This window comes from Priestia sp. JV24, from assembly GCF_025910025.1.
GTDB classification, from domain to species: Bacteria; Bacillota; Bacilli; order Bacillales; family Bacillaceae_H; genus Priestia; species Priestia megaterium.
The window spans coordinates 1-14,399 of sequence record NZ_JAPCIN010000043.1; the positions used below are offsets into that span (position 1 = coordinate 1).

11 protein-coding genes are annotated in these 14,399 nt (G+C 32.0%); 9 read left to right on the plus strand and 2 right to left on the minus strand.

Features of this window, described 5'->3' with window-relative positions; translation table 11 throughout:
• Positions 1-372: 372 nt before the first annotated feature.
• Positions 373-1,695 (plus strand): sensor histidine kinase, encoded by a 1,323-nt coding sequence (locus tag OK414_RS28300; protein ID WP_205663280.1) that lies wholly within the window; start codon positions 373-375, stop codon positions 1,693-1,695.
• A gap of 1,179 nt (positions 1,696-2,874) precedes the next feature.
• Here OK414_RS28300 and OK414_RS28305 read toward each other — a convergent pair.
• On the minus strand, positions 2,875-3,804 hold the full coding sequence (locus tag OK414_RS28305) for a cation diffusion facilitator family transporter (RefSeq protein WP_319638217.1): 930 nt from the start codon (positions 3,802-3,804) through the stop codon (positions 2,875-2,877).
• Positions 3,805-4,275: 471 nt separating this feature from the next.
• On the opposite strand from OK414_RS28305, the gene OK414_RS28310 reads away from it, so the two are divergent.
• The 4 genes from OK414_RS28310 (at position 4,276) to OK414_RS28325 (ending at position 8,743) form a co-directional block, all read left to right on the plus strand.
• Positions 4,276-4,572 (plus strand): hypothetical protein, encoded by a 297-nt coding sequence (locus OK414_RS28310; RefSeq protein ID WP_205663284.1) that lies wholly within the window; start codon positions 4,276-4,278, stop codon positions 4,570-4,572.
• A gap of 847 nt (positions 4,573-5,419) precedes the next feature.
• A complete protein-coding gene (locus tag OK414_RS28315; protein ID WP_205663286.1) occupies positions 5,420-5,977 on the plus strand; it encodes a copper resistance protein CopC in 558 nt (185 codons plus the stop codon).
• Positions 5,977-7,044, plus strand: a complete 1,068-nt coding sequence (locus tag OK414_RS28320; RefSeq protein ID WP_205663288.1) for a copper resistance D family protein — start codon at positions 5,977-5,979, stop codon at positions 7,042-7,044. Before OK414_RS28315 ends, OK414_RS28320 begins: the two co-directional genes overlap by 1 nt.
• A 442-nt stretch (positions 7,045-7,486) precedes the next feature.
• Complete coding sequence (locus OK414_RS28325) at positions 7,487-8,743, plus strand: alkaline phosphatase (RefSeq protein ID WP_205663144.1); 1,257 nt, start codon at positions 7,487-7,489, stop codon at positions 8,741-8,743.
• A 68-nt stretch (positions 8,744-8,811) separates the two neighbouring features.
• Here OK414_RS28325 and OK414_RS28330 read toward each other — a convergent pair whose 3' ends face one another.
• Positions 8,812-9,669 carry a polysaccharide deacetylase family protein gene (locus OK414_RS28330; RefSeq protein ID WP_234943556.1) on the minus strand — a complete coding sequence of 286 codons (858 nt, stop codon included), beginning with the start codon at positions 9,667-9,669 and terminating at the stop codon, positions 8,812-8,814.
• Positions 9,670-10,043: 374 nt separating this feature from the next.
• Between OK414_RS28330 and qoxA the strand changes: the two genes are divergently transcribed.
• Genes qoxA through qoxD form a run of 4 tightly spaced genes read left to right on the plus strand, consistent with a single transcriptional unit; the run spans position 10,044 to position 13,935 of the window.
• On the plus strand, positions 10,044-11,027 hold the full coding sequence (gene qoxA, locus OK414_RS28335; protein ID WP_205663145.1) for a cytochrome aa3 quinol oxidase subunit II: 984 nt from the start codon (positions 10,044-10,046) through the stop codon (positions 11,025-11,027).
• A gap of 17 nt (positions 11,028-11,044) precedes the next feature.
• A complete protein-coding gene (gene qoxB, locus OK414_RS28340; protein WP_205663146.1) occupies positions 11,045-13,000 on the plus strand; it encodes a cytochrome aa3 quinol oxidase subunit I in 1,956 nt (651 codons plus the stop codon).
• A 13-nt stretch (positions 13,001-13,013) separates the two neighbouring features.
• Positions 13,014-13,643: a cytochrome aa3 quinol oxidase subunit III gene (gene qoxC, locus OK414_RS28345; protein WP_234943557.1), complete on the plus strand. Its 630-nt coding sequence runs from the start codon at positions 13,014-13,016 to the stop codon at positions 13,641-13,643.
• Entirely contained in the window at positions 13,636-13,935 is a 300-nt protein-coding gene (gene qoxD / locus OK414_RS28350) for a cytochrome aa3 quinol oxidase subunit IV (protein ID WP_205663147.1), read from the plus strand. Before qoxC ends, qoxD begins: the two co-directional genes overlap by 8 nt.
• Positions 13,936-14,399 lie beyond the last annotated feature (464 nt).

Here is a 14,399-nt window from a genome sequence, read left to right on the forward strand (position 1 = left end):
TCTTTCTTATGTTAGGGGAAAATAATAACTATTAGGTCCAAAAAGTAAAATATTTTATTTAATATATGTAAATTAAAACAATATTTTCATTTAATTGTCTCATTAATAAAGAAACCTATTGGCATAATAAATTTATACATGAAAATAAAAATTTTAACCATAAATCTGTAACACTTCCTTCACATATCCTTAATTAATATCTGTTAAAATAAATTATACGTAGTAGTATGTCACTATACTTTAGTAAATAGGATTGGTTTAAATTTGAAACTTAATTTCCTAAGGTCACCTAAAAATTTAATTAATTATAAGAGAATAAATATATTTAAAAGTACACAAAATCGCTTAACTTTTCTATATAGTGGGTTAATAATGACTTTTCTTATTCTTTTTGTAGTGGTTGTTTATTCAATACTTTACATAGGAACCATGAAAATTCAAGAGCATAAATTAGAAAATATAGCAGAGAGCAAAAAGAATATTGTGGAAGATTATTTAACACAACAAAAGGAAGAAAAGAAATTAAATGATATTCAGACACATGAATTAACTCAAAAAGATGCTGACCAATTTTTTTATTATATAGAAGACTCCGAAAAGAATTTAATTATAGCAGATGAAGTAAATATTCAACTACGGCCCCAAATATTGAAACTTTTACAAAAATGGAACCCAAGGAAAGTTGATACACATCAAGAAAAGTTGAATATAACTTATTCTGAATTAAAAATTAATCGAGATAGAGATAATGTTATTTTGGGTAGATCTCAAAAGTCTCGTGAAGTGCGGCTTATGATAGCTGGTCATCCTATTTTTCATAAAAACCAATACATAGGGATGTTGTATATAGGTAAGGATATATCGTTTGCTTATCAATTATTTCATTGGCTTCTTGTGGTTTTAATAATTTTAGTTGTTTTATTTTTTGTTATCACATTATTTGTAAGCCATTTGATGTCTAAGAGATCTATGCTTCCTATTACAGATTCTTTCGAAAAGCAACGTCAATTTGTTGCTGATGCTTCTCATGAATTGCGCACGCCCTTAAGCGTAATGTTGTCTTCTCTAGACGCAATTGAAATGACAATTGATACCGAAAAAAATAACTTCACTCAGAAACTTCTCCATAATATGAGGAATGAGGTGAAGCGTATGACTAAATTAGTAAGTGATTTGTTAACATTAGCTCGTTCAGATTCAAATAAACTTGAAAAAACAATTAAAACGTTCAATTTTCGCTCTCCAGTTGAACAAGCAATTGATTCAATAAGGATTCTTGCTAAAGAAAAAAATATTAATATTCATTTAGATGCTGCTGAATCTATTATAGTACAAGGGGATCCTGAAAAATTAACACAGCTGCTGTACATTTTGTTAGATAACGGTATCAAATACACTCTACCTGGCGGAGATATCTACCTGAATGTAACGATTGATTTATATCAACAACGCCCAACCTTATTTCTTAAAGTTCGTGATACAGGTATAGGAATTAAACAAGAAGATTATGATCTAATCTTTAATCGATTTTATAGAATGGATAAATCACGTAACCGACAAACTGGGGGGAATGGATTAGGTTTAGCTATTGCTAAATTAATTGTAGAAGCTCATAGTGGAACAATTGAGGTTACAAGTCAGATAAATCAAGGAAGTACGTTTACAATTCGAATCCCTTTATCTAAAAAGGCATAAGGATGTGAAAAGCATCTTTATGCCTTTTGGGGTTTATTTTATACAGTTATTTCTAAATAGGTTATAGCTTTATTTATATTACTTAGTTTTTTAGTTCATTTGTGATACATAAATTATAGTCTTTAGAATGATGGTATGAAAATACTTTTGACCGTCATTTATAAATTTCGAAACACCTTATTATCCTTAGTAAATTTCTTTTTATTATAGTTAAATGTATAATTCCACCACCCTAAGATTCTAAGAATAATTGTCACAACACCTAAGAAGATTATCCCTGTTCTTGAGAAAGAATAACTATAAAGAATAGTTAAAAGTAATAAAAATAAAATAGTAAGCAATAAAGTAAATATCCAGTATGTCTTCACTTCTAAAACCTCCAGATTTCTTGAGAATGATAATGATCTTTCAGCTTGAATTTCACTAGTGAATTACAAATGTATATATTTTTTATTGAATTGAGTTGCATACTAATCTTAAGTATTGATTCTTATTTATTGGTTTATTTTTACTTTTATAAAAGAATAACATGATGTTACACTATACTTATTGGTAATTTATAACATATGAATGTTTGTGGGTAAAACAATAGATTAACAATCATTTTGAGAATTAAAAATTCAATCTCTTTAAAATTCTTCTAAGAATGATATGATTAATATTTAGTAAAATAAAAATGATAATTTTTTATTTATTACAAAAAATATAAGTTAGAAACTAAATAAAGAATGCAGCGACAGCGAGGGAGGTAGTATTAAACATAAAGATAGAAGAATATATAAATAATAAGACAAAGCTAATACAGTAATATAAATTATACAAGTAAATAAGGTATAAAGGATTTTTTAATTTCTAATTTCTTTATGTTACAATATAATCGCTTAAGATGGAAGATAGGGATTAATCCCTTATACTCAAAATTTTAGAAAAAAACGTCCTGTTAATAATAAAGCCACTGAAAAAGTGTTCATTTGTGAAAAAATTAACAAATTTGGTGGTGCTTAAATGTATCCTCAAACAAGAAACGGGCCTTAGAAGCGATTCTAGAGGTCCGTTTTTTTATGACTATATTGTTGTTCTGAAAAAAGGGGACTTTTTCAGTGCCCCCGTTAGTAATAGGACGTTTTTTTATTTTATAGATCTTTCTCTGACAACATCCCATATTTTCTTTTCGCCATTTTAATGTTCTTCAATATCACACTTAGTTTCCGGACTATCTATCTGTATAGTAGTATGTTTTATTTTAAATTGTTTCTCTAATATTTCTTTAGCATTGTTCATAACCATAGAACTACTTTTCAAGTCATTAACTACGATATGGCAGCTGAGAGAAGGGACATCTGATGAAATGGCCCAAATATGGAGATCATGTACTTCTAGTGTATTATTTATAGCAACAAGAGCCTCCCGTACCTGAGTGACATCAATGTGAGAGGGAGCTCCCTCCATTAAAATATTAATGGAATCTCGAGTTACCCTAAAAGCGCTAATAATAATAAGAATAGCCACTAGTACACTCGCTATTGGATCAGCTAAGGTCCATCCGAAAAACATAATTAATAAAGCTGCAATTATAGCACCGACAGAACCCAGTAAATCCCCAATTACATGAAGAAAAGCACTCCTTACATTAAGATTTTCCGATTTATCACCTTTCATTAGGATATAGGCAGCAATAATATTGACGACTAATCCAATAGAAGCAATAATAATCATTCCTGAACTCTGAACTTCAGGTGGCTGTGAAAAGCGTTTATATGATTCCCAGAATATATACAAAGAAATCACGATTAGGGTAAGACCATTAATAAATGCAGCTAAAACCTCAAACCTTTTATAACCAAAAGTCTTAAATTCAGTCGCTTTTCGTTCTCCAAAAGTCATCGCTAAATAACTTAACCCCAAAGCTCCAGCATCACTTAACATGTGACCCGCATCGGAAATTAGAGCAAGGCTGTTTGTCATAAAACCACCAATAGCTTCAATAACCATATATGTGGTGATGATAAAAAAAGAAAGTTTTAACGCCTGTTTATTAGCATTTTTACCATGATTATGCGAATGACCATGTGAATGTTTATGATTATGTGAATTCTCTTTTGAATTCATGTACTTCATCTCCTATTTTTTTGTTTCTAATTAATAAATTAGTATTTATATTCTACAATTAGCCCATAAATAAACCATAAAACCTTTTGTTAAATTATTAAGTTGCATTTTTTCACATTCCAAAAAGTAAAAAAATCTATCCTCTTTAATTGGTAAGTAGATAAGATTAACCCCAAAATTGACTTTATCAATTATCTATAATTAGATTCCTTTCTCCTATCCGTGCTTAGATAATAATAAGTGCTTTTGAAGATGTGTTTGGACATCTTATTTTTTCATATATGAAAACTTTTAGCTTGTTCTATGTATTCGAGATTGTACATTTTATTTAGAACGCATAGAAGATAGAGTGAAGTCTTTCATACCCTAGTCTTCTTACTTTAATTAATAATGTTTAATTTAGATTTAAATAGGTTATTTTATCTAAGAACACTATTTAAATCTAAATTAAACTCGAGAGGATGAATAACTTTGCATACTACGAAGGATTTACATCAAACAGGAGATAAGGTAATTGAATCTGGTCATTATATCGATAAAGACGGTGAACATGTTGATTTTAAACAAGGAGAAGTATTTCCGAATTGTCCAAAGACAGACCAGCCTACTACATGGAGGCATGCAGATCATGAACATCAAACAGGGGATAAAGTAACCGAAACGGGTCATTATGTTGATAAAGACGGTGAACATGTTGATTTTAAACAAGGAGAAGTATTTCCGAATTGTCCAAAAACAAATCAGCCTACTACATGGAGACACGCTTGATAAATAAAGTGCTTATTAATTATGACTCCAAAAAACAACCTCCTCGATTCTGATGTCTTGAGAGGTTGTTTCTATGTCTTTTCATATTTAATCGTAGGGAACATAAATTATACAACTTGACTTACCTAAACTTATTTTAATTATTTAGTAAAATTCAAACTATAAATTTATATTTACCTTCTGAAAACTCCATCAAATAAACCCAATTTCCGATCTACTATGATAGATAAAATGGCAACGCCAAAAAGTATAAATGTGTCGCGTAACACATGAAGAAAGCTCATATCTTTTTTTACATAATATCTAGCTTCACTAGCTGAATAATGAGTTGGTAAAAAACTATTTTGTATTTGATTAGAATTGTCTTTCAACTGGTTCTGCGTAGACAATTGCTGATTGTATAATATTCTCCCTTGATCTGCATTGCTTAAGTAATTATTTCTATAGAAGGGTATATTACCATATAATAAACTAACTACTAATGGGACAAAAAGAAACAAAATGACGAGAATCTTTATTATTATATTTATATTAGTTTTCCTTCTTCTTCTCAATATAGACACCCCCTTTTTAAGTCATCTTTCTCAAAGAGTACTATGTACATTACCTGAATTTTAGTACTCAATACAAAAAAGGTAGGTAATCTTATTATAGAATCAACATTCAGAGAAAAATATATAAAATTATCTTATCTTTACATCCCCTTATTAATTTCGTTTTTGATTATAATTACTACCTTGTTAAGACACAAAGTTGTAGATAATGAAGGAATATCACTCGTAAGAGGGATGCTATAATGAATTGGCTATAGTGTAAAATATCTATAAAAAATGGAAGGTGATATTAAATGAAAAAAAGTTTATTTTCTTTTCTCCTATTGTTTCTACTCGTGCCTACAATAGCTTCAGCCCATACAGGATTAGCTTCGTCTACTCCTAGCAAGGGAGAAGTAGTGAAAAAGAACTTATTTGAAGTCAATACAGTTTTTGAAACAAAAATAGAAAGCTTAAGCACAATGAAATTGATGAAGGATAATAAGGAAGTACCGTTTGATCGGCTAAAAGTAATGGAATCACAAATGATTGGAGAGTTTTCTACTCCTCTGGAAAATGGTTCTTATCAGTTAGAGTGGAAAATTGTTGGTAAGGATGGGCATCCCATAACGGGAGTTATCCCATTTTCAGTGGATCAAGCTAAGAAAAAAGAAGTGAACGAAGATTCTTTAACCGAACGGAAAGCTGGTACAAAGGAAGAAAACAACAAACTTGAAAAACAATCGATTAATCAGCAAAGTAAGAGTGAGGAAACAAAAAATAACTCTTCTTTTCCCATAACAATTGTGATTATATTAGGCTTGATTATAATTGTAGTATTCTTTGTATCCTTAAAAAAGAAAAATAAATAATGAATATTCTTACGCCTATTTCGGAGATTTTAAATTACATTCTTTTTTCTTTTCTAGTTGGACACGTAGCATTACAATTTGTTTCAGATTCAAAAAAACCAAAAGTTTCTGTTCCTAAACAGCTTTTACTTCTATCTACTCTTGGAATTATTGTCTGTTCATTAATTCCTGTGTTAAAAGTTATTTTTTACTTTTCAAATAATATGGGATTTAGATTAACTACTTTATCTGTTCTTACCAATTTTCAGATAGGAAAAGCTTGGGTCTTTACTTGCATTATAGGAATTTTGTTATGGTTAACTCTTTACTTTAAAGGATCTAAATACCTTCAATCTTTTTGGCTATTATTAATGATTGGTGCTGTTGGTTATGCAAGCCATGTTTCTTCTTTATCTTTCTGGACAGGCTTTTTATCACATTCTATTCATTTCTTAATGGTTTCACTTTGGAGTGGAATAATTCTTCATGTTGGTTGGTTTTCAAAAGGAGAGAAGAATTGGTCAACGTTCTTACAGTGGTTTACCCCACTAGCTATTGGTTGCCTAACTTTAGTTATTGGTAGTGGTTTAATACTGATGTTTAAAATTATAGAGCCTAAAGAATATTTTATGGTGTGGGCAATACCTTATGGCCAAATGTTATTGCTCAAACATATTAGCCTTATACCTGTATTAGCATTTGCTTTGATTAATGGAATTCTTACAAAAAAAATATCATCTTCTCCATCTTTTAATCCAAAATCATGGGTACAGGTGGAAAGTATTGTTTTACTCTTTGTATTTGCATTTACAGGAGTCTTAGGTACTTTATCGCCCCCTGATAATATAAATTTTATGGTAATACCAAAATGGATAGAACGAATACTTGGTCAAGACATAGGTGTTCCCTTACACCCTGAAATTAATTTATCATTTGAAGGGATCATTTTATTTGCTATATCATTAATTTTTATAGCAATGATTATTATGAGCTTTTTTAAAAAATCTTCACCATTTTCTAGCCTGCTTTTTACTATATGTTTTATAGTATCCCTATATTTAGCCTTAATGATGAATATAACATTGTAAAAGACAAAGTAGGCACTATTTAAACATGTTTAACTTAAAGCTAAACAACTGCTTTTAACACCGTTCAACAACCGAACGGTGTTTTTTAGCATAAGGGGAACCATTTATTTATATAACAATAGGTTTCGTAGTGGTTATCATAGCACTTGGTGAACTCATACGAATAGCGTAAACTGGTCTTCTTAACTCATATCCATCTCATTGGCATCTTATAAACTTTAGAATATCACTGCTTATAAAATCGTAAACTATCTCCTTTTTATTAATTCTTTTAAACCTTTAAATTTATGCTGTGATTTAAGTACATCTCCTTTTACGAGACTTATATCAACATTATTTTTACATATACTTAACCTCTTCTTTAATTAAAATTAATACATGAAATTTAAGCTTAGGTTAGATTAATAGTTTCACAATAAATTTAAAGAATGAGGGTAAAAAAATGAAAAAACGCTTAATAGGAACTGCTGTTTTATCCGTTGCAACGATTGCTGTGTTAACGTTAAGTACGACTACTCACTCAAATGTAAAGGCTGCTACTGCAATGAACAATGGGAAAGCGAAAAATGTCATTCTATTTGTTGGAGATGGCATGGGAACGGATCATCGTAATGCTATTCGTCTTGCGACCGTTGGAACAAATGGTAAGCTTGCTATGGACGATATGCCAGCTGCAGGTAGGGTTCATACGTCTTCAGGAAGTTCTTTTGTAACAGACTCAGCTGCAGCAGCTACAGCAATGGCTTCAGGTGTAAAGAGCTATAATGGAGCTATTGGTGTCAACATGAAAGGGAAGCCAGTTCAAACGGTTCTTGAGAAGGCAAAGTTGTCCGGAAAAGCAACAGGATTAGTTACAACAAGCCAAGTGACGGATGCCACTCCTGCTGCTTTTGGCGCCCATGTTTCAAATCGAAACGCTCAAAGTGATATAGCTAAACAATACCTTGAAGGTAGCAAGATAGATTTTATTCTGGGTGGTGGGGAGGATTATTGGTATCCAAAAGGAAATCCAGGTTCTTACCCAGATGCACCTCCAGAAGATAAAAAAGAGGGCAGCAAAGGAACAGAAGGTAATTTAGTCACCAAAGCTCAGAAGTTGGGTTATACGTATGTTGATAATGCTAATCAATTAAAATATGCAAAAGGTCAAAAAGTTCTAGGGTTATTTGCCAATGAAGAAATGTTCCAACAAGCTCCTGAAGGTGAAGGGGATGTATACAATCCTTCTGTTTCTTTACCAGACATGACAAAAAAAGCAATAGATACGTTATCTCAAAATAAAAAAGGGTTCTTTCTTGTAGTAGAAGAAGAGGGTATTGATGAAATGGCTCACAATAACAATGCTTCACTTATGATAAAAGCTGGACAACAGTTAGATAATACCGTAAAAATGGCCAAAAAATATGCAAAGACCCACCCAGATACATTAGTTCTTGTTGCAGCTGATCATGCAACTGGTGGACTTTCACTCGAAACGACAGATAAGGGCGATGAATCTGGTGAAGGTGTCTCCAAAGAGGATGGCCCTTTCAACATTGCTAGTTCTAAAGAACAATTTATGGTAGATTGGACTACTGGCGGACATACTTCTTCAGATATATCACTTAATGCTACGGGAGCACGGTCTGAACTTTTCACAGGTGTTTATGAAAACACTTATATTCACAACGCCCTTGTTAAAGCAATGAATCTTAAATAATGAAAAATTCAGGCTGAAATTATAATCTATTGTAAAAAACACCCTTCATTTTGAAGGGTGTTTTTTTATTAACTGCGACTTGGAAACTGTATAGGCTCCATCGAGTCATCAATTTCTATCGACTGATATCCGGTTTCCTTGATATATTTTAAAATTTGAGGTAATGACTGAGCAGTAAATGATTTATCATGAAATAAAATAACTGGTGTACGATTGTTTTGATAAACAGTTTGAATATGTGGCTTTATTGAGTTAATTATCTTAGGTGCAGAACGTAAAGCCCAGTCTTCACTATCAATATTCCAGTCCCATAGTTGAAAATTGCTAAGTAATTCTGTGCGATGCGGTTCTTTTAGATAAGGAGCACTACCATACGGTACCCGAATTAACTTACTATCTATACCTGTTACTTTTTTGACAGTTGCTAGACACTGTTGCATTTCTTGTAAAGCAGTTCCATCTTTACTGTAAATGATATTGATATCATGTGAGACACCGTGACATCCAATTGCATGACCTTCTTCAGCTACTTTTTTAGCAATATCAGGATAAGATTCCATTTGATTTTTCAACATAAAGAAAGTAACTTTTACATCATACTTACGCAGTATCTCTAAAATTTTTAATGTGTCAGGAGTGGGTCCATCATCAAATGTAAGATAAATAGGTTGGGTAATTTGCTGATTTTGGTTACTAACTGTGTTTGACAAATACATGTTCTGATCTAATATTTTTATTTGTTTTTTAGAATGATTAAAATCACTTATTGATTTTAATGGTAATGGACTAGCGTTTAGTAATATTTGCTGACTGGTTGCTTGCTTATTCCCTCTTACTTCCACAATAACAAAAAAAGAAGCAATAATTACTAACATAAGAATTATCATTACATAAAATTTTCTTTTAAGTTTAATTTCCTTCTTCACATATAAAAACCCTTTCTATGAATTTACTATATATAAATATATTATAAAATATGGAAAAATTATAGAGTAAAAATCATTAAATTGGCCATTACATAATAATAAAAATTCACATAGTCATATTTTCTATAAATGCAAAAAAATCTTCAAAAATGCTTTTAATCATGTAAATATGAAGAAATTACATGATATTTGTTACTGATTTATGAAATTATTAAGTCTATTTTTCGAATATTGATTAAATGAGGAAAAAAATTTTGTGTTACAAGCCCCTGACTTTTACGACTTTTGATAGTATATGTACGTAAATATTAAATCTGTTTTGCCAATAGTAATTTGTTTTATGATTGGTAGTTTAGAAAGGAAGGTGAACAAATATGTTCAAAAGATTAACATTACATAATCTATTCAAACCGTTGTTAACCCTTATTTTAGGAGTAGGTTTATTGGTTTTAAGTGGTTGTAGTAACCTGGTCATCTTAGACCCTAAAGGACCAGTGGCTAAGATTCAAAGTGATCTTATTATGCTATCAATTCTCTGGATGTTATTAATTATTATCGTTGTTTACGTCTTATTTACCTGGGTTGTTATTAAATATCGTAATCGTCCTGGATTTAAAGATAAAGACTATCAACCTAACATGCATGGTAACACAAAGTTGGAGATTATATGGACCATAATTCCAATTATAATTGTTAGCGCTTTATCGATTCCGACAGTACAAGCATTGTATGAACTGGAAAAACCACCAAAGTCAACACGTGATAAAGACCCAATCGTTATTTACGCTACTTCAGTTGACTGGAAATGGATATTTAGTTATCCAGAAGAAAATATTGAAACTGTAAATTATTTAAATATCCCAGAAGATCATCCAATTCTTTTCAAAATTACTTCCGCGGATTCTATGTCTTCCTTGTGGATTCCACAACTCGGTGGTCAAAAGTATGGAATGGCTGGGATGGAAAATAAGTTGTATCTTCAAGCTGATGAACCTGGACTCTACAAGGGTAGAAACTCCAACTTTACAGGGGAAGGTTTTGCAAATCAAACCTTTACTGTTTTAGCCCAAAAAGAAAAAGATTATAAGAATTGGGTAAAAGACACTCAACAAAATGCACCGAAATTAACTGAAAAACAGTATGAGAAATTAATGATGCCTGAAGTAGCTAAGAAGATGACTTTTTCATCTACTCACTTAAATATCGTAGACCATGCAACATCTTCGGAATATGCATTAAGAGTTCGTGAAAAATATGATGTTTCAGTTAATCCTGAAAAAAAACAAAATACAAATGATGATAGCCAAGTAGAAGGCGAATCAAGCTCTAGTTCCCAGCATGGATCGCACTCTAACTAAGAAAGGAGGAACCCAAGATGATTGATTTTATTAAGAATAATTTAATTCTGAATAATCCGATGATTATTGGAGCTAATATATCAATTTTACTCACTGTTATCGGAATTCTATTTGTTTTAACGTACTTTAAAAAATGGAAATGGCTATGGACGGAATGGCTCACAACAGTTGATCATAAAAGATTAGGGATTCTGTACATTATTTCAGCTATTCTAATGCTGTTCCGTGGCGGTGTAGATGCATTATTAATGAGAGCCCAACTAACATTACCTAATTCTAAGGTTCTAACTTCTGAACATTATAATGAAATTTTCACCACACATGGTACCATTATGATTATTTTTATGGCTATGCCATTTTTAATTGGAATAATGAATGTAGTGGTTCCATTGCAAATCGGTGCTAGAGATGTAGCTTATCCATATCTCAACGCGTTAAGCTTCTGGACATTTTTCTTTGGAGCAATGTTATTTAACATTTCTTTTGTATTTGGCGGATCACCAGACGCTGGATGGACAAACTATGCACCTTTAGCAAATGAGGGAAGTCCTGGACCAGGTACAAATTATTATTTAATTGGTCTTCAGCTTTCTGGAATCGGCACTTTATTAACAGGAATTAACTTTATTGTTACTATTTTAAAAATGCGGGCGCCTGGTATGACATTATTTCGTATGCCTATGTTCACATGGACATCGTTAATTACAGCGTTTATTATCGTATTCGCATTTCCTGTATTAACTGTCACATTAGCATTAATGACATTTGACCGATTATTTGGAACCCATTTCTTTACTTTAATGGACGGTGGGATGCCAATGCTTTGGGCCAACCTCTTTTGGATTTGGGGACATCCTGAGGTATATATTGTAATTCTTCCGGCGTTTGGTATCTTCTCTGAAGTTATCTCGACCTTTGCCAAAAAAACATTGTTTGGTTATAAAGCAATGATTATTTCCATTGTTTCTATTTCTGCCCTAAGTTTCCTTGTTTGGGTTCACCATTTCTTTACAATGGGCGCTAGTGCAGGAGTTAACTCTATTTTTTCAATCTCAACGATGGCCATCGCCATTCCAACTGGAATTAAAATCTTTAACTGGTTGGTCACTCTTTATAAGGGAAAGATTGAATTTACTACGGCCATGCTTTGGTCACTTGCGTTCATTCCAATTTTTGTGATAGGTGGAGTAACGGGTGTTATGCTGGGAATGGCAGCAGCTGACTACCAATACCATAATACGTACTTCCTTGTTGCTCACTTCCATTACACATTAATAGCTGGAACTGTGTTTGCCTGTTTCTCAGGTCTGATTTTCTGGTATCCAAAAATGTTTGGACATAAATTAAATGAACGAATTGGTAAATGGAGTTTTTGGTTCTTTGCAATTGGCTTTAATATCTGTTTCTTACCTCAGTTCTTCTTAGGGTTTGCAGGTATGCCAAGGCGTGTTTATACGTATGGTGCAGAAGAGGGATGGACTGGATTAAATGTTCTTTCCACGATTGGCGCTGTAGGTATGGCAATTGGTTTTGCGATTCTTGTTTATAATATTTACTACAGCTTCCGTTATGCTAAAAGAGAAACTAGTGGAGATGCGTGGAATGGACGTACTCTTGAATGGGCAACAACCACTGCTGTTGCACCGCATTATAACTTTGCCCAGATCCCTGTAGTTAAAGGGTTAGATGCTTTTTGGCTCATGAAAGAAGAGCAAAAGAAAGGTAAGAAGCAAAAGGTTGAGTATAAGAAAATTCATATGCCTAGTAATTCGGGGCGACCATTTATTATGTCATCATTCTTCTTTGTTTCTGGGTTTGGGCTAGTCTTTGAACTATGGTGGATGGCAATATTAGGAGTTATTGGTGTATTTGCATGTATGATAATTCGTTCAATCCGTTCAAATGAAGAGGACAAAGGCTATTATGTCAGTGTAGAAGAAATTAAAAATACGGAACAGAAGGTTTCATTATGAGGAGGCGTAAAATATGGCACATGGACATGATGATCATTATATGAGTGCTGACACGCCCTTAGAATATCAGTCTGAAACAGGTAGATTAAATATATTTGGATTCTGGATTTTCTTGGGGGCGGAAGTTGCTTTATTTGCCACCTTATTTGCAACTTATTTTACTCTTAGTGGTAGCACAGCAGGTGGACCATTGCCTGGAGAGTTATTTGAATTAAAAGGCGTATTGATTATGACGTTCCTATTGCTAACAAGTAGTTTTACTTGTGGCTTAGCAATCCATGCAATGAGAAGAAACAATCTTACATCTATGATAGTATGGATGATTATTACATTACTGTTCGGTTTAGGTTTTATATATATGGAGATCAGTGAGTTCATTTTATATGTGGAAGAAGGAGCTTCAATTGGGACAAATGCATTTTGGTCTGCGTTCTTTTTAATAACCGCAACACACGGTCTTCACGTCACAATTGGTATCGGTTGGATGATCTTAATTCTTATTGAGTCAATTAAATCAGGTTTAACACCTAATACTGCTAAAAAGGTATTTATATCTAGTTTATACTGGCACTTTTTAGACTTTGTATGGATTTTTATCTTCACGGGTGTTTATTTATTAGGGATGGTGGCATATAATGGCTAGTAAATCAGCTAATAATCATTTTCCATGGTCTCATGTAATTGGTTTTATGCTTTCAATTGCTTTAACACTTATAGCCTTATGGGTAGGGTTATATATGAATTTGCCGTTTAATACAGTTGTTATTATTGTATTTATTCTTGCATTCATTCAAGCTGCTATCCAGCTGTATATGTTTATGCACATGACCGAAAGTAAAAATGGTATTTGGCAATCTGGAAATATGCTTTTTGCAGCTTTTATAGCAATAGTCATCGTTGCAGGTACTATATGGGTAATGGGTTCTATGCATTAGTAACATAATAATGAAGTATAACAAAATTAAAAATGATAAATAATTACCTAATTAGCAGCATGGATGAGTACAGCTACTATTAATTTTCATTTTCCTGATTGAGTAGGCGTGTGTGCAGCTCTATATCCTTCCAATAGTAGCGACGTCTTCTTTCCATGCTCTATTTGTTATCTATATATTAGGTTCTTATTTTACTGCTCGTTATATTACGAACAGAAAAGTCCTGAAGAAGAAACTGACACAAACAGCATAAGATTTAATAAATAAAAAAAGAGTAAACTTCCAAGTTTGCTCTTTTTTATTTATATGACATTTATTCAACATATGAAAGATATCTACTTAACTATAAGGAAACATTAGTATGGCTAGTTCCTTTAATAATTATTGAAGAAAGTTAATGGCTAAGCTTTCATGTCTTATTTTAATTTTATTACATTTTAAGATATACAGCATATTTAAAGCTA